Here is a 15,205-nt window from a genome sequence, read left to right on the forward strand (position 1 = left end):
CGCCACGCCGAGGACGGACGGCCAGGCGCCGACCTTCTTGGCCAGGGGGTGCGACCCGGCGAACGCGGCGACGTACGCGGCGGACAGCGCCCCGGCCGCCTTCCCGCCCGCCCGCTGCCGCCACTGCTGCGCGGCCGCGGCCCCGGCGACGGCCAGCACGGCTCCGCCCAGCGGCCGCTGCTTCGTCCAGCGCGCGACGCCGTACCCTCCGACGAGCCCGCCCGCGGCGATCACCGAACTGGGAACCCTGGCCATTGCTCTCTCCCTCTGTCTGGATTCCCCGAGGCTAACCCGGCGGCGACCCCGCCGAGCGGACCTGAGCCGACCCGTGTCAACCCCGCGGCCTCAGGATCGCCAGCGCGGGCTGAGCGCTATCGCGCGCAGCTGCTTCATGGTGAGCGCCGGCGCCGTGCGGGTCGGGGAGCTGTGCTGGGTGTCGGCGTTGAAGGCGCTGATCACCACCCGGAAACCGTCCTCGCGCATGGTGTCGGCGGTCCACATCACCACCCCGGCGACCCCCTTCTCCCCGGGCGCCTTGTGCTCGGCGACCCGGGTCCCGTCGGGAAGGGTCTCGGACCCGGCGCCGAACAGCTGGTTCGCGACGTCGGACATGTCCGGCTGCACGTTGATCTGGACGAGGCTCCGGCCGTGCCCGTCGTCGACGACGACGTAGGTGAACTGACCGTCGTCGTCGCCCTTGGCGCGCCCCACCACCTTCACCGACGTGGGGATCAGCGAGACGAGGGTCTGCTCGATCCCCTTGCCGTCCCCCTCCACGTTGGCGGGCGGCTCCTGGGTCTGTCGGGGGTCCTCAGGGATGGCGTCGACGACCTCCCGCCACTCCTTCGCGGCCGCGAGCACCTTCAACCGGGCCGCGGACAGCGGAGGTTGCTCCCGGCTGATCGGCGCGTCCTTCTCGGCGGCGGCGTTCCACTCGCTGACGGTGACGTGGTGGCCGTCGGGGCTGACCAGGTTCGCGGTCCAGAGCCTGGTGTCCACCCGCCGGTCGGGATACTCGTACCCCTTCATCACCGTGACGACGGAGGCGTCGGGCAGATGGCTGGTGACGCAACTGTCGTAGGGGATGTAGACCTTGTCGGGGCACCGGGTGGCCTGCCGGGCGTCGTACCCGCCGGGCAGCACCCGGTTCACGGCGACGCTGACGGCGGCGGCCCCGTGCCCGTCGTCGTACACGACCTGCGCGTACGGATCCACGAGCGGCTCGTTCTTGTCGACGCCCCGTCCCTGCGCCTTGCCGAACGTCCCCTTCGGCAGCAGTTTCTCCAGCGTGCGGATCATGTCGTCCGAGGTGACGTCCCGCCCGGCGGCGGCGGAGGAGGCGGCCTCCGGGGTGCTGCTCGCGGCGGCGGGCGGCCGCGCAGGCGACGACGGGCCGTCCCAGGACACCGCCAGCGCACCCCCCACGCCGACGAGCGCGACCCCCGCCGCGCCGCCCAGGACGGCGGCCCGCCGCCGCTGCCGCAGCCGCCGCCCCCGGACCGTCCCGGCGGCGGCCAGCGCGGCCCGGTCGGTGTCGAAGTCGGCGCCGGCGTGGTGCAGGGCGGCGGAGAGTTCACGCTCGAAGGGATCGCTGTCGCTGTCGCTGTGCCGCTGCTCGACGGGCATGACGAACCACCGTTTCCACAAGGTCTGGGGTCAGGAAGGTCTTGGGTCGGGAAGGTCTGAGGTCGGGAAGGTCTGAGGTCAGGGGCGGGCGTATTCGGCGAGGTCCTCGCCGAGCAGCTCGCGCAGCCGGGCCAGGGCCCGCACGCACCGCGTACGGACGGCGGCCGAACTCACGTTGAGCACGTCCGCGGTCTCGTGTATCGACCGGTCCTCCCAGTACCGCAGGACGACCACGGCCCGGTCCTTGGCGGGCAGCCGGGCGAGTGCGTCGAGGAGGGTCAGCCGCAGGGACGGGTCGGAGCCGGCGTCCGCCCGCTCCGGGAGGGAGTCCCGCGCCCGTTCCCGGCTGCTGAACCGCCGCCGGTGGGCGAGGAACGTCCGGGTGAGCACCGTCTGCGCGTACCCGGCGGGGTTGCCGACCCGCGAGACGCGCCCCCAGCGGACGTAGATCCGGCCGAGGGCCTCCTGCACCAGGTCCTCCGCGAGGTGCGTGTCCCCGGCGGTGAGCAGGCAGGCGGACCGGTACAGGTGCCCGGCCCGCGCCGCGGCGAACTCGGCGTAGTCCTCCACACCGCTGCCCTGACTCATCCGCAAGCTCCCCCGTCCCCGGCACCGTGCCGACCGCTCCACCCCATTGATGCGGTGGGCCGGGGAGAATGTTTCAGGAGACGCAAAGAAAACTCAGAGCAGTTTCAGACCCGCTCGAGCGGCCGGTGGACCCCCTGCGGCAGCTCCACCCGGATCACGTCCCCGGGCCGCACCACACCCCCCACCGTCACCACGCTCATCACCCCGGCCTTACGGACGGTCCGCCCGCTCCCGTCCCGCCCGACGACCTGCTTCAGCAGCCCCTGCTGGAGGCCGTCGATCTGCGCGCACGGATTGCGCAGCCCGGTCACCTCCACCACGGCCTGCTCCCCGATCCGCAACAGCGTCCCGGTCGGCAGCCCCAGCAGATCCAGCCCGCGGGTGGTGATGTTCTCCCCGAGCTCCCCGGCCCCCACCCGGAACCCGGCGCCCGCCACCTCCGTGAACAACTCCTCGTGGATGAGGTGCACCTGACGCAGGTTCGGCTGGTCCGGGTCCTGCGCCACCCGCGAGCGGTGTTTCACCGTGACCCCGGCATGGACGTCCCCTTCCACCCCGAGCCCGGCGAGCAGCGTGATGCTCTCCCGGTTCGGCTTGGTGAAGGAGTAGACCTCGTTACGACTGACTGCGACCACGACCCCGTTCATGCCGCCGACTCTAACCACGCGCTCACCCGGGCGGAAGATCGGCGAACGCCGGCCGGTACCCACCCCCTAGGCCAGCGCGGACCGTACCGCGTCGACGAGTGCGGACGCGCGGGTGTCCTCGGCGCCCTCGACGACGCTGTTCATGACGTAACCGAAGGCGACGCCGTGCTCGGGGTCGGCGAATCCCAGCGAGCCGCCCCGGCCGGGATGGCCGAAGGCACGCGGACCGGTCAGGGGGTTCGTCTCGACGGGCAGCATGTAACCGGAGGCGAAGCGGACCGGGAACATGATGACCCTGTCCACCCCGGCGGCCTGCTCCGCGGTCGCCGCCGCCAGCGTCCCGGGGCTGAACAGCCGTACCCCGTCCACCTCTCCGACCAGCGCGGCATACATCCGGGCGAGGCCGCGCGCGGTGCAGATCCCGTTGGAGGCGGGGATCTCGGCGGCCTGCACCTCGGCCGAGTTGAAGTCGATCTCGGCGGGGTCGGTGAGGGCGAACGCCCGGTTGCTCAGCGATCCCGGGTCCTGCAGCGCGGCGACGAACTCGCGCGCCTCGGGCGGCACGGCGTCCAGCGGTACGGTGCTCAGGTCGACCTCCGGCTTCGGGTACACCATCCGGCTGACCCGCCCCCGCTCGGCCGCCGGCAGCCCGACGAAGAAGTCCAGCCCGAGCGGCCCGGCGACCTCCTCCGCGAAGAAGCGGCCGGGCGTACGGCCGGACACCCGCCGGATCACCTCCCCGACCAGCCACCCGAAGGTCCGCCCGTGGTAGCCGTGCGCGGTCCCCGGCTCCCACTGCGGCCGTTGCGCGGCCAGCGCGGCCACCATCGCGTCCCACCCCAGCGCGTCGCCGAGCGGCACCGGCCGGTCCAGCGTGACCAGCCCGGCCCGGTGCGACAGCAACCACCGCACCGGAATGTCCGCCTTGCCGTTCGCGGCGAACTCGGGCCAGTACGCGGCCACCGGCGCGTCGAGGTCCAACTCGCCGCGCTGCGCGAGCAGATGAGCGGCGGTCGCGGTGGCTCCCTTGGTCGCCGAGTACACCAGCTGCAAGGTGTCCCGCTCCCAGGGCCGCCCGGTGTCCGGATCGGCGTCCCCGCCCCACAGGTCCACCACGGGCCGCCCGTCCCGGTACACGCACACGGCCGCCCCGACATCCCCGCGCTGCGCGAAGTTGGCGGCGAACGCCTCCCGTACACCCTCGAACCCGACTGCGACTTCCCCGTGGATCACCGTCATGCCCACATCATGGCACCGGGGCGGCCTTCCGCGTCGTCACCAGGGCAGCTCCCCCTCGTCGTCGAAGTAGCCGCCGGTCGGGCCGTCGTCCGGCAGGGTCGCGAGCCGTACCGCGATCGCCGCGCCCTGTTCCGGGGTGCGCACGCCGCGGAAACCGTTGAGGTCGGTCGCGCAGTAGCCCGGGCAGGCCGCGTTGATCAGGATGTTCGTGCCGGCCAGCTCCTTGGCGTACTGCACGGTGACGGCGTTGAGGAACGTCTTCGACGGCGCGTAGGCCACCGCGATCGGGCCCGTCTCTGCGCCCGGGGTGGTCTGCCGGGTGAGGGAGCCGACGCTGCTGGACATGTTCACGATCCGCGGCGACGCCGAGCGGCGCAGCAGCGGCAGCATCGCGTTGGTGACCCGGATGACGCCGATCACGTTGGTCTCCACCGCCGCCCGTACCGCCGCGATGTCGACCGTGGTGGGCAACTGCTCCGGGCCGCCGGTGATCCCGGCGTTGTTCACCAGCACGTCGAGCCGTCCGGCGCGCTCCTCGACCAGCGCGGCGGCAGCGGCCACGCTCGCGTCGTCGGTCACGTCCAGCGGCACGCCGAACGCGTCCACGCCGGCCGCCCGCAGCTTCGCCACGGCACCCTCGCGTGCCTCCTCGCTCCGGGCGCCGACCCCGACCCGCCAGCCGAGGGCGCCGAGGCCCGCCGCGATCTCGTACCCGATGCCCTTGTTCGCGCCGGTCACCAGCGCGACCGTCTGTTCTTTCGCCTGTTCGTCCATACCGTCGATCCTGGTCCCGGCGGCCCCGGCCCGGCCAACACCGATCGGGTGGCCGGCGATACCCACCGGGTATCGATCCTGGCCCACCGCAGTAGCATGGCGAGGTGGAGACGCGTGAGCTGCGCTATTTCGTGGCCGTCGCCGAGGAACTGCACTTCGGCAGGGCCGCCGAGCGGCTCGGCATCGCCCAGCCCCCGCTGTCCCGGGCGATCGGCCTGCTGGAGCGGCGCCTCGGCGCGACCCTGCTGGAACGCACCAGCCGCGCGGTGGCCCTGACCGACGCCGGTTCGGTGCTCCTGCGCGAGGCCCGCGCCGCCCTGGACGCCGTGGCGGCGGCCGAGCGCCGCACCCGCCGCGCCGCTCTCGCCGCGACCGGCCACCCCGGCGTGGTCCTCGCCACCAAGGCGGGCGCCTCCGGTGAACTCCTGGCGAAACTCCTCGACGCCTACGCCGCCGAACCCGACGCGGTCACCGTCGACCTCCTCCTGTGCGGCATCGGCGAACAGGAGCACATGCTGCGCGACGGCCGCGCCGACGTGGCCCTGCTGCACCTGCCGTTCGACTCCACGGCGGGCCTCGACACCGAGGAACTGCTGACGGAGAACCAGGTCCTGGTCCTCCCCGCCGGGCACCCCCTCACCACCCGCCCCCACGTCCGGCTCGCCGACGTCACCGACCTGCCCGGCCTGCCCCTGCCCCGCTGGCCCCGCCCCGACGGCACCTACCCGGACGGTCCCGGCCCCCAGGCCCGCGACCACGCCCAGCTGCACCAGCTGATCGCACTCGGCCGCGCCTGCTGGGTGGCGCCGGAGTCCTGCCGTACCCAGCTGCGCGACGACCTCGCCGCCGTACCGGTCCTGGACGCCCCGCCCGTCACCACCGTGATCGCCTGGCCGCCCCACAGCAGGTCGAGAGCGGTCGCCGGACTCGTCAGGGCCGCGACGGCCCTCTGAGCCCGGGACACGAGTGGTGCCCAGGAGGCCGGAACCCCCTGGGCACCCATGTGCTTGCCTACGCGGTGCCGACGGCCCCGTCAGCCGTCCGTGGCGGTGACGTCCGAGGCGTACACGAGCGCCACCCGGTGGTTGTACTGGATGGTGTACATCGCCTTCGCCCCGGTGACGACCGCGCCGCTGGAGGCGAAGAAGTCCTCCGTGAGGGACGGCGCCACGGTGGCCACGTAGGCCTGACCGGCCGGGACGGTGTACATGCTGAGCGGCGCCTGCGTGGAGGGCGAAAGCCCCGCCGGGTACTCGGACGCGTCCGGGTAGCTGGAGCCGTACACCGCCACCGGGGCCGTACCGGCCGCCGAGATCACCTGCACCCCGTGCGCGGGTGCGGTGTTGCAGCCGTGCGGGTTGTAGAACCACACTTTCGAGCCGCCGTACCAGACGGCCGTCCAGTCACCGTCCTGGTCGGCGACCACGAACTGCTGTCCGGCCGCCGCCGTGCTGCCCCAGTCGTTGATCCGGTCGGTACCGGCCGCACCGGGGTGCAGCGCCTGGTCCCCGAAGAGCGGGGCGGTGTCGCTGGGCTCGGTGCGCAGGTAGACGAAGTTGGACGGCTGCTGGGTCTCGGTGCACGCGGTGGTGGCGTGGGTGGGGTCGTCGGAGGGGCAGATCTGCACGGTCTGAAGGTTCTCGTGGAACCGGGGCGCGATGGTGACCACCGAGCCGACCGGGCCGACGCCGTGCCGCCCGGTGTGCACCCCGAGCAGGCCCATGAAGTGGTTCCAGTCCCACGACGGACCCGGATCCCAGTGCATGCCGGAGACGAGCGACGAGTTCGGACCGGCGACGTTGTCGTGCCCGAGGATGTGCTGCCGGTCCAGCGGTATGCCGAACCGGTCGGCGAGGTACCGCACCAACTCGGCCGTGGCCTCGTACTGCGCCTCGGTGTACCAGGTGCCGCCGTGTGCGGCGTACCCCTCGTGCTCGATGCCGATCGAGTGCATGTTGGTCGAGTAGTTGCCCGCCTGGAAGGCGAGGTCCTTGGTCGGCACCATCTGCGTCACCGCGCCGTCGGAGGACCGCATGACGTAGTGCGCGGCGGTCCCCTTCGGCTGCTGGAAGATGTTGACGGCGGCGTCGTACGACGTCTCGGTGTCGTGGATGACGATGCTGTCGATGCGGATGCCGTTGGCGGGGCGGTCGGACACCTGGCCGTTGGACGCCGCCGCCGGGACGAAGGTGCACGCGACGGTGGCGGGGCACTCGGTGTCCGCGGTCACCGCGGCCTTCAGGTGCAGGCCGGCCAACTGCCCGGTGTCCGGCCGGACACCGCTGTCGGCGGCCAGCCGCACGCGCTCCCCGTCGGCCGTGGTGCGCGCGGCCCCCGCCTTGATGGTGGCGAACACCCGCCCGGCGAAGGCGGCGGCGCCCTGCCGTCGCCCGGACTGGCTGTAACGGGCCACGGCCGCGTACCAGTTGCCGGGATCCGCGGAGACGGCGCCGGTGGCGGCCTTCTGGTACGAGGCGAGCAGCGCGGCACCGCCGCGGATGTTGGCCGACGGGTCGCGGCGCAACTGGGCCGCCGACAGACCGGTCAGCTCGGCGGCGGCCTGGAGGGTGTGCAGGGCCGGATCGGCGGCCAGCTTCGCCAACTCCCCACGCCCGGCCGCCCCCGCGCCGCCCCCGGCCATCATCGCCGGGGTGACGTCCGTGAGGTGCATCGGCCCGTACCCGCCGTCCGTGCTGTACGCCCCGGCGTGCGTGTCCCAGGCCGACTCCTGGTATGCCACCGCCAGCAGCACCTGACGGGGCACGTGGTAGGCGTCGGCGGCCGCCGCGAAGTCCTGCTGCAAGGTGGTCGCCGCACCCGCGGCCCCACCGGCCGCCGACGCCGGCACCGGCACGGCCGCCGCACCCGCGACGGCGAGCGCGGCGACCGCGGTCAGCACGGCCGGACGACGGCGTTCGGACACACCACCACGTCTGGGATTGCTCTGTCTCATGAAAGGGTCCCCGCCCCTCGGAGGGTCACATGCCGGAATGAAGGACGAGCATGACGACACATCGGTTCACCGACGCCCCACAGCGACTGGTTCTGCGCTGTCTGCACCGGAGTCGGGCATCTCGCCGAGGTCCGCTGCTGCTGGTCCCACAAGTTGATCCACCGTGTTGCAGTATCAGCGGAGACGGGTCAGCAGATGGGAGTCGAGGAAGCCACGTTCCGAGGCCGGGTCGTGGATCAGCCGCGCGAACGTGTTGAGCCCGGCCCCTTCCAGCAGCTCGGCGAAACGGTCCACCGGCCAGCTGTAGGCAGGCGTCACCTTGTGGTCGAAGCGGACCGGCTCCGGCCCCTCGGTCGCGAAGAACGAGACCAGCAGCAGGCCCCCTGGCGCCAGGACCCGTGCCTGCTCGGCCAGCAGCGCGGGCAGTTCCCCAGGCGGGGTATGGATCATCGAGTAGTGGGCCAGCACGCCGCCGAACGCGCCGTCCTCGACGGGCAGTGCCTCCATCCGCGCCTCGTCGAACCGCAGCGCAGGATGGGCCCGCCGGGCGTACTCGACCATGCCCGGGGAGAGGTCGAACGAACCCGGAGGCGTTCAGCCCCAGGTCGTGCAGCATGGCCGTCAGATGCCCCGGCCCGCACCCGACCTCGGCCACCCGCGTGTTCCCCGTCGCGCGCACCAACTCGGCGAAGGAGCCGATCATGTTGCGCGTGAGCGGACGTCCCTCCAGCCGATCGGCGAACATCGACGCGTACAGCTCAACAACCCCGTCGTAGGCGGCCCTTGTCCCATCCTGGTACTCCGTCACGGGAAGGGAAGGTAACACCCGTGCGCACCGCCGCCACGGCCGCGAGGGAGCGATCGGATTCCGGAACGCCGGACCGCCGGATCAGGATGGCGGGTTGGTGCCTTGGACGACTTGCCATCCGGAGTCCAGGGTGCCCGGCATGAGGCGTTGGACGCCTTCTCCTCGGAGCGTCACCCAGGCGGTGACGCCCGTGTCGAGTGCTGCCACTCGATGCCCATAGACGAGGACCTGTGTCAGTGTCAGGTCGAGTGCTTGTACCGACCCGCGGAGGTGGTCGAAGCGGGCACCGCGACGAACCGGTCCCCGCAGGCAGCGCACATGGACAGTGGCCTGTTCGAGGGACGCGATGATGACCCGGTCGATCTGCAGTTCCACGCTGCTACGACGGCTGCCGGGCCTCGGGATCTCGCTCACGCGGCCGCCCCCTCACGCGCTACCAGAACACCGTTCCTGAACCGGGCACCCACGCGGACCAGGGGAACGAGGCGGCCCCTGATGGAACCGTCATCGGTGACTACGCTGAGCACGGACGTGCCTTCCCGCCCCGCGCTGCGAACGCGGGCCTGCTCGGTGACCATCACACGATCATCCCGGAAAGTGTGCCTTCCACGTGCCCTCCTGGAGCCGATCCGATCAACGGCCGCCCGGAACGTCGCCCCCTGGCCATTGCCGTCGGGCGACCGGCCCCGGGCACGACTCACAGCCCGGGCAACTCAAGACCGGACATCTGAGGATGCGCCAGCCGCCGCTCACCTCCGCACACCCGGAGACGGAACTGCTCAGGTCCGGGCCGGCCGGCGGAGTCGAAGGCGGCCACGACCTCCTCCACGCGCTCCCACAGCCGCACCGGCCCCGCCTCCCGCACCTCCCACCCACCCTCGCGCGGAGTGAGCGAAGCGGCGGAGCCACGGACGGCGTCGACCAGGTGCACGACCCCTTCCACGGTGGTCATCTGGGCGTCGGGCACCGCGCACTGGGCGAGGAAACGCAGGTGGAACGCCTCCGGATCGGCGGCCGAGATCCGCTCGGGCCCGTACCGCGCCGGCCTGCCCCTCTCCGGCAGCCCCGCCGCCCAGTGGGCGGGGTTCCCGAAGGCCGGTGCCGCGTGCGCCCGAACCGACATGAAGGAGACGGTGCCCGGCAGCAGCGGCCCCTCAGCCGTGCCGTCCTCGGCGACCGTGAGGAGCACGCGCGCGTACCCGTACAACCACCCCGACAGCGTGAGCAGGATCTTCCCGCCCGGCCGGGTCTGCGCGACGAGCGCGTCCGGCACGGAACGGAAGGAACAGGCGGCCACGATCCGGTCGAAGCGGGCCTCGGGCCAGTAGCCGTACAACCCGTCCGCAACAGCCAGGGTCGGCGTGTAGCCGCAGCCGTACAGGGCGTCGGCCGCCACCGCCAGCCGGTGCGGATCGACGTCGATGCTCGTGACGTCGGCGGACCCGAGGCGCTCGCACGCCAGCGCGGTCGAGTAGCCGCTGCCGGTGCCGATCTCCAGCACCGTGTGCCCTTCACTCACCTCGGCATCGGCCCACATCCTCAGGACGAGCGACGGAAGGGTCGAGGAGGAGGTGGGTGCCCCACCGTGCCGTACCTCGGGTGCGCTCCAGTCCGGCTCCCGGTCGTCGAACTGGGTGACCAGCGTGGCATCGGAGTACGCGGCGGCCAGCCACCTGCCGTGGTCGAGTTCGGCGGTGACGGGCTCCCACACCACCAGCCCGTTCTCGTCGGTCTCGTCGGCCGCCAGATAGAAGCCCGGCACGAACCGATGCCGGGGCACGTCATCCGCCGCCGCCAACCAGCGCGGATCAACCACTGCCCCGTCTCGCGCGAGCCCCCTCGCCATCTCCCGTCGAAGCAGAACCGGGTTTGCCTCAGGCCCGTCGGGTGTCGTCAAGGTCTTCGTTCTCCTCTCTGCTCAGGATCTCGGCGAACGCGTCGGCGATGGCCGGGGCGTCCGGCAGCCAGCCCCACTGCCCGTTCGGATTGCACTCGATCGCCCACCAGTCCTCGGGAGCCGTCCCGGCACCGGTGAGCGCGAAGTCGAAGCAGCCGAAGACCAGCCCGAACGAGCCCAGGTAGCCGTACAGAGCGGCCCGCACGGACCCGGGCACGGCGACGGGTGTGTGGACGAGACGGTCCCAGTCACCCCGGCGCCAGTCCAGCGCACCGTCCGGCGTGGTGATCCGTTGGGCGAACACCCGACGCCCGACCACGGTGACCCGTACGTCCCCGCTCTTCGGGACCTCGGCCTGGAAGAGATGCGCGGTCACCACGACGGAGTCGTCCAGCGCACCGGGTTCGATGCGCTGGGCCCAGATCGCCCCGGCCCGTCCGTCCTCGCCCTCCGGCAGCCCACGGAACGACTTGTAGACGACACGCTCGTGCTCGGCCGCGAACTTCCGAGCCTCCGCCACGTCATTGGTGATCAGTGTCGCCGGAACACGCAGACCGAGAGCGGCGAACCTCTGGAGCTGGGCGGGCTTGAAGTCGGCGCGGGCCACGGCGGACGGATGGTTGACGTACGACGCACCCCGCAGACCGTGAAGCACACCACCGAGCCCATGACGTGCCTCCGCGACGGCGAACTCGCGCGACTGGCGGGGCAACTGCCCAAAGCGCGCGGTGTACGGGGTCGGCCGGCGCCAGTAGACGGCTGTCACGGCTCCCACGTCCACCTCGCGGCTCGCGGTACGCAACCGCCCACCCCACGTCGAGCCGCCTTCCTGCCCGAGCCGGAACCCGAAGACAAGGTCCGGCCCGACATCCCCCGGATCAACGCGTACGACCGTTGCACCCCGCTCGTTCAGAGCCTCGACGACCCGATCCGCGGTGACGTCCTCCAGCGCGGTGAGTACCAGAACAGTGGCACCCACCGCTCAGTCCGACTCGTAGTCGGTCGTGTTGTCGTCCTGCGTCTGCGCCTGGGGCTTCTGCCCGTCCCCACCACCGGAGACCGACGCCGTACCCGTCGTCCTCGACGTCCCGTGCTTCCCCATCTCGACCACCCGACCGGAGGCGTCCGCATACACGGCGGTCTGCGAGACGCCGTCGAGCACGACGGAGGCGTACGCGGAAGTCCCGACGGGCAGCCGATCGGTCACCAACCTCAGGGCCCAGGGCACGTGAACTGCCGTTTTCGTCATAGCTTTTCTCACCGTTTCCTTCGAGGTTCCTCGCGGTGGAGTGTCAGACTTCCGAGCGAGCGGCCAGCCGTGACCGCCCCCTCTTGAGCAGGGCAGTGATGGAACGCGGGGTGCACAGGTCGCCCTCGTAGCGCGGCGGGACAAGCCAGTACGTACCGGGGGCCTGTTGCCGGTCGAGTCGTGGTACGCCGAGATAGGTGCCGCGCCCCAGGCATGTGGCGACGTCGTCGTACGCCCAGACCAAACCGGCGTGCCCTTGGATCAGGGCGTAGTACGTGCCGCCCGTGGCACGCCGGTCGTAGATGATCGAGCCGCCCAGTAAGAGACCGAGGCAGACGGCGACTTGGTCCGGGTTGCTTGAATCCACCGCTGCGTGCACCTCCTCGGACGCCATGCGCACCGCCGCGAACCGATCGCCGAGCGGCAACAGCGCGACTCCTTGGACCGCCCACTCGCGCCAGGCCTGCGCAGGGTTCGGATGAGCCCGCGCCAGCCACTCGGCGATCGCTCTGTCCAGGGCCTCTTGTGGGTCCACAACTGCCTCCTGTTCTGGGGACGACACAAAGCGTCCAGTAACCAAGCGCCTGTTTCGAGGACTTGAGAAGGCCGTCAAAGGGACTCACTAAGGGCTTTCGTGACGTCTTCAGAGGGATGACATGCCTGAAACGGGACTCTCTGTGGGAGAGTGGGCACAGCCGTAGCAGGAGGTGCTCAGTGCCCAGGCCCACCGGCAACATCCGACTCAAGGCCGCTCGCGTAGCCGCGGGTTTCAACTCCCAACAGGACTTGGCGGATGCGCTGACCAAGCACGCCAAGGACATGGGCGTCAGAGGGTTGTCGATCGGTGTACGACAGGTCCGCCGCTGGGAGTCGGACAACCCGCCCTGGCCGCAGCCCGACTGCCAACGGGTTCTTGTCCACCTGCTCGGACAGAGCATGGAGGCGTTGGGTTTCACGCCTCCGTGGGGTTCCGACGGGCCACAGACCGCAGAGCACGTTCGGCGCACCATGGCCACCGGCGGTCCGACAGCGCCGGCACGCCGGACGACGCTGTCCCGGAGAGTCGTCGTGACACCGCAGCCGTCCACGGTCGGTGCGGACTTCATGGCGGTGACCCGCGCACACCGTCGGTTCTACTGGTCGGTCGCACCGGCCGAACTGCACCCGGCCGTCGTCGCACACGCGACCCTGGGCTGTGCCCTGCTGCCGGAGACGACGGACTCGACACGTCGGGAGGTCGCGGCCGCGCTGGCGGAGACCCACCTTCTGGCAGGACGTATCGAGTTCTTCGACCTGCGCGAGCCGGCCACGGCCAACGACACCCTCCTGCTGGCACTGCAGGCGGCGGGAGAGGCGGACGACGCGCTGCTCGGCTCGGCGATCATCGCGCACATGGCGTTCGTCCCGGGATGGGTGGCGGACCGCGACGGCGCGCTCGAACGCATGACGGCAGCGCGCACCTACGCACGGCGTGCACCGGCCTCCGCGGAGTTCCTGGCCTGGCTCGACGCGGTGGAGGCCGAATGCGAGACACGTTCGGGCAACAGCCGTACCGCGCTGCATCTCCTGGGGCACGCCGAGGACGTACTGGCAGCGGGGAACGAGCACCCCTCACCGGAGTGGCTGGACTGGTTCTCCCCGGCCCGCCTGGCGGCCTTCAAGGGCAACACGCAGATGATCGCAGGCCATCTCCCGCAGGCCCGCGAGAGCCTGCTGCGGGCCCGGGACGCGATGACACCGTCCGAGGACAAGCAGCGCTCGGTGGTGTACGGCGACCTGGCCGCCGTGGAAGCGGCGTCGGGAAACCCGGAGCAGGCGTGCGAGTACGCGGCCAAGGCCCTCGACCAGCTGGCGGTCACCTGGTACGCGACGGGCATGGACCGCGTGCGTGAGGTACGCCGAGCGCTCGCCCCCCATCAGGCCGAGCGCTGCGTACGCGACCTCGACGACCGCCTGTACGACTGGTCGACGACCCTCAGCGCGCTGGGTCGTTGAAGTGACGGATCAGGCCCGGCAGTTCAAGCAGTCCCTCGACCCGGAAGGTGGGGAGGTCCCTGGCCTCGCGCCCGTTCCACTGGACGGTGGCCCAAGGCCCGCGGTGCACGAGGGCGGTCTGCATGCCAGCCTGTCGTGCGGGCCGGATGTCGTTGTCACAGCGGTCCCCGACATACAAAATCTCACCGACGTCGAACGGCACGGCGTCGGCGACCCGCTTGAAGAAATCGAGGTCGGGCTTGCTGGCTCCCCAGTCGTCCGACGTACCGATCAGATCGACATCACCGGAGAACAGCTCCCGCAGGATCCCGCCCGCCCGGACGGTCTGGTTCCCGGCGATCCCGAGCCAGAGCCCGTTCTCCCGCAGGGCGGCGAGCGCAGGCCTGACGTCCGCGTAGAGGTCCTCCTCCCCGAAGGACTCCGGCTTCCCTGCGCTCGCCCGCTTCTCCCGCTCCTCGTAGAGGTCGAACCCGGGCCGGAACTCCTGGAAGACGTCTCGGTAGTCGCGGCCTTGGGCGATGACAGCGCCGAACATCGCGTGGAAGGTGTGACGAGGTACGCCGAGCCAGTCGGCCCAGGTCCCGTACTCCCGGGTCTCGTCGACCAGACACTCACCTACGTCGAAGACGACTGCGTGGATCATGGGAGGAGGGTAGCCGGGTGGACCGAGGAAGTGGGCGGGTCGATGCGAAGTCGGTATTTTCCCTAGGATTCTCGAAAGGTGTCCAGGAGTTCCCTGGCGTGTATCGTCCACGGATGGTTCGGCCCAAGGGCCCTGGTCCGACCTTGTGCGACCATTTCCATATGCTCGATCGCTTCATCTTTTTCGCCGAGGGCGTGCAGAATCACACCCAATGTTTGGCGAGAGTTGAGTGTGATCGGGTAATCGGCGCCATAGCGGTGTGAGAATTTCGCGAAGGCGGATCGAATGTGCGGCAGGGCCTCTGCCGGGCGCCCGGCGCGATTGAGTGCAAAGGCGCAGTTGAGTTCTGCTCCGAGCGTGATGGTGTGTTCTTCCCCGACTTCACGACGGCATTCGATGACCAAGCCCGGTCCTGCGTCCACGTCTGCGGGCTGCGTGGACACTTCCAGAAGGTTCGATCGTGCGTTGAGCGTGCGGGGATGCGTGGCGCCGAGTGTGCGTAGGTATCCCTCTGCTGCTCGTCGGAACAGCGAGATGCCATCAGGTCTTCGCCCGAGTACGACGAGAGGACTGGCCAGCTTTGCGCACGCCGCCAGCGTGTCCGGTGCCGAGGGTCCCAGCGTCCGTTCGCAGTCCTCCAGAGCTCGCTGGAAAACGGCCTCGGATTCCTCGAACCGCCCAAGTCGGTAAAGCGCCCGCCCCACACGTTGGCGTAGCCTGATGAGCCAGACGTTGTCCTCGGACAGACTGGTTTCCAGTAGCGCGCCGGCGTGGTTGCTCAGGCTG

Annotated in this window: 16 protein-coding genes and 1 pseudogene; 2 read left to right on the forward strand and 15 right to left on the reverse strand. The window is 71.0% G+C overall.

Annotated elements, in window-relative coordinates; genetic code table 11:
• The 6 genes from ABZ646_RS22580 to ABZ646_RS22605 form a co-directional block, all read right to left on the reverse strand.
• A partial coding sequence (locus ABZ646_RS22580) for a hypothetical protein (RefSeq protein ID WP_360521662.1) occupies positions 1 to 255 on the reverse strand: 255 nt, incomplete at its 3' end.
• Between the two features lie 90 nt (positions 256 to 345).
• Positions 346 to 1,626, reverse strand: a complete 1,281-nt coding sequence (locus ABZ646_RS22585) for a hypothetical protein (protein WP_360521665.1) — start codon at positions 1,624 to 1,626, stop codon at positions 346 to 348.
• A 78-nt stretch (positions 1,627 to 1,704) separates the two neighbouring features.
• Positions 1,705 to 2,214, reverse strand: coding sequence for a SigE family RNA polymerase sigma factor (locus ABZ646_RS22590; RefSeq protein WP_360521668.1), 510 nt, complete (start codon positions 2,212 to 2,214; stop codon positions 1,705 to 1,707).
• Between the two features lie 104 nt (positions 2,215 to 2,318).
• Positions 2,319 to 2,861 (reverse strand): MOSC domain-containing protein, encoded by a 543-nt coding sequence (locus ABZ646_RS22595; protein ID WP_360521671.1) that lies wholly within the window; start codon positions 2,859 to 2,861, stop codon positions 2,319 to 2,321.
• A gap of 66 nt (positions 2,862 to 2,927) precedes the next feature.
• On the reverse strand, positions 2,928 to 4,100 hold the full coding sequence (locus ABZ646_RS22600) for a serine hydrolase domain-containing protein (protein WP_360521674.1): 1,173 nt from the start codon (positions 4,098 to 4,100) through the stop codon (positions 2,928 to 2,930).
• A gap of 36 nt (positions 4,101 to 4,136) precedes the next feature.
• Positions 4,137 to 4,874 carry an SDR family oxidoreductase gene (locus tag ABZ646_RS22605; RefSeq protein WP_360521677.1) on the reverse strand — a complete coding sequence of 246 codons (738 nt, stop codon included), beginning with the start codon at positions 4,872 to 4,874 and terminating at the stop codon, positions 4,137 to 4,139.
• A 104-nt stretch (positions 4,875 to 4,978) separates the two neighbouring features.
• Here ABZ646_RS22605 and ABZ646_RS22610 point away from each other — a divergent pair, with 104 nt between their 5' ends.
• A complete protein-coding gene (locus ABZ646_RS22610; protein WP_360521680.1) occupies positions 4,979 to 5,827 on the forward strand; it encodes a LysR family transcriptional regulator in 849 nt (282 codons plus the stop codon).
• Between the two features lie 80 nt (positions 5,828 to 5,907).
• Here ABZ646_RS22610 and ABZ646_RS22615 read toward each other — a convergent pair whose 3' ends face one another.
• The 7 genes and pseudogenes from ABZ646_RS22615 to ABZ646_RS22645 all read right to left on the reverse strand — a co-directional run bounded on the left by ABZ646_RS22615 (position 5,908) and on the right by ABZ646_RS22645 (position 12,316).
• On the reverse strand, positions 5,908 to 7,827 hold the full coding sequence (locus tag ABZ646_RS22615) for an N-acetylmuramoyl-L-alanine amidase (protein WP_360521683.1): 1,920 nt from the start codon (positions 7,825 to 7,827) through the stop codon (positions 5,908 to 5,910).
• Positions 7,828 to 8,001: 174 nt separating this feature from the next.
• Positions 8,002 to 8,635, reverse strand: a pseudogene (locus ABZ646_RS22620) (class I SAM-dependent methyltransferase).
• Positions 8,636 to 8,716: 81 nt separating this feature from the next.
• Positions 8,717 to 9,010 (reverse strand): hypothetical protein, encoded by a 294-nt coding sequence (locus ABZ646_RS22625; RefSeq protein WP_360521685.1) that lies wholly within the window; start codon positions 9,008 to 9,010, stop codon positions 8,717 to 8,719.
• Positions 9,011 to 9,332: 322 nt separating this feature from the next.
• A complete protein-coding gene (tgmC, locus tag ABZ646_RS22630; protein WP_360521688.1) occupies positions 9,333 to 10,481 on the reverse strand; it encodes an ATP-grasp peptide maturase system methyltransferase in 1,149 nt (382 codons plus the stop codon).
• Between the two features lie 28 nt (positions 10,482 to 10,509).
• Entirely contained in the window at positions 10,510 to 11,511 is a 1,002-nt protein-coding gene (gene tgmB / locus ABZ646_RS22635) for an ATP-grasp ribosomal peptide maturase (protein ID WP_360521691.1), read from the reverse strand.
• Between the two features lie 3 nt (positions 11,512 to 11,514).
• On the reverse strand, positions 11,515 to 11,781 hold the full coding sequence (gene tgmA, locus ABZ646_RS22640; protein WP_360521694.1) for a putative ATP-grasp-modified RiPP: 267 nt from the start codon (positions 11,779 to 11,781) through the stop codon (positions 11,515 to 11,517).
• Positions 11,782 to 11,824: 43 nt separating this feature from the next.
• A complete protein-coding gene (locus ABZ646_RS22645) occupies positions 11,825 to 12,316 on the reverse strand; it encodes a hypothetical protein (protein ID WP_360521697.1) in 492 nt (163 codons plus the stop codon).
• A 179-nt stretch (positions 12,317 to 12,495) separates the two neighbouring features.
• On the opposite strand from ABZ646_RS22645, the gene ABZ646_RS22650 reads away from it, so the two are divergent.
• On the forward strand, positions 12,496 to 13,776 hold the full coding sequence (locus ABZ646_RS22650; RefSeq protein WP_360521700.1) for a transcriptional regulator: 1,281 nt from the start codon (positions 12,496 to 12,498) through the stop codon (positions 13,774 to 13,776).
• Here ABZ646_RS22650 and ABZ646_RS22655 read toward each other — a convergent pair.
• Positions 13,757 to 14,419, reverse strand: a complete 663-nt coding sequence (locus ABZ646_RS22655; protein WP_360521703.1) for an HAD family hydrolase — start codon at positions 14,417 to 14,419, stop codon at positions 13,757 to 13,759. The genes ABZ646_RS22650 and ABZ646_RS22655 overlap by 20 nt on opposite strands.
• A 62-nt stretch (positions 14,420 to 14,481) precedes the next feature.
• Positions 14,482 to 15,205: tetratricopeptide repeat protein (locus ABZ646_RS22660; protein WP_360521706.1), on the reverse strand; the 724-nt coding region annotated here is incomplete at its 5' end.

It is taken from the genome of Streptomyces sp. NPDC007162 (assembly GCF_040634175.1).
Lineage (GTDB): Bacteria > Actinomycetota > Actinomycetes > Streptomycetales > Streptomycetaceae > Streptomyces.

What these genes read in the sequence shown, in the direction of transcription:
- ABZ646_RS22585 (WP_360521665.1), bottom strand. Translation starts at nt 1,626, where the DNA reads ATGCCCGTCGAGCAGCGGCACAGCGACAGCGACAGCGATCCCTTCGAG.
- ABZ646_RS22590 (WP_360521668.1), bottom strand. Translation starts at nt 2,214, where the DNA reads ATGAGTCAGGGCAGCGGTGTGGAGGACTACGCCGAGTTCGCCGCGGCG.
- ABZ646_RS22595 (WP_360521671.1), bottom strand. Translation starts at nt 2,861, where the DNA reads ATGAACGGGGTCGTGGTCGCAGTCAGTCGTAACGAGGTCTACTCCTTC.
- ABZ646_RS22600 (WP_360521674.1), bottom strand. Translation starts at nt 4,100, where the DNA reads ATGACGGTGATCCACGGGGAAGTCGCAGTCGGGTTCGAGGGTGTACGG.
- ABZ646_RS22605 (WP_360521677.1), bottom strand. Translation starts at nt 4,874, where the DNA reads ATGGACGAACAGGCGAAAGAACAGACGGTCGCGCTGGTGACCGGCGCG.
- ABZ646_RS22615 (WP_360521683.1), bottom strand. Translation starts at nt 7,827, where the DNA reads ATGAGACAGAGCAATCCCAGACGTGGTGGTGTGTCCGAACGCCGTCGT.
- tgmC (WP_360521688.1), bottom strand. Translation starts at nt 10,481, where the DNA reads ATGGCGAGGGGGCTCGCGCGAGACGGGGCAGTGGTTGATCCGCGCTGG.
- tgmA (WP_360521694.1), bottom strand. Translation starts at nt 11,781, where the DNA reads ATGACGAAAACGGCAGTTCACGTGCCCTGGGCCCTGAGGTTGGTGACC.
- ABZ646_RS22655 (WP_360521703.1), bottom strand. Translation starts at nt 14,419, where the DNA reads ATGATCCACGCAGTCGTCTTCGACGTAGGTGAGTGTCTGGTCGACGAG.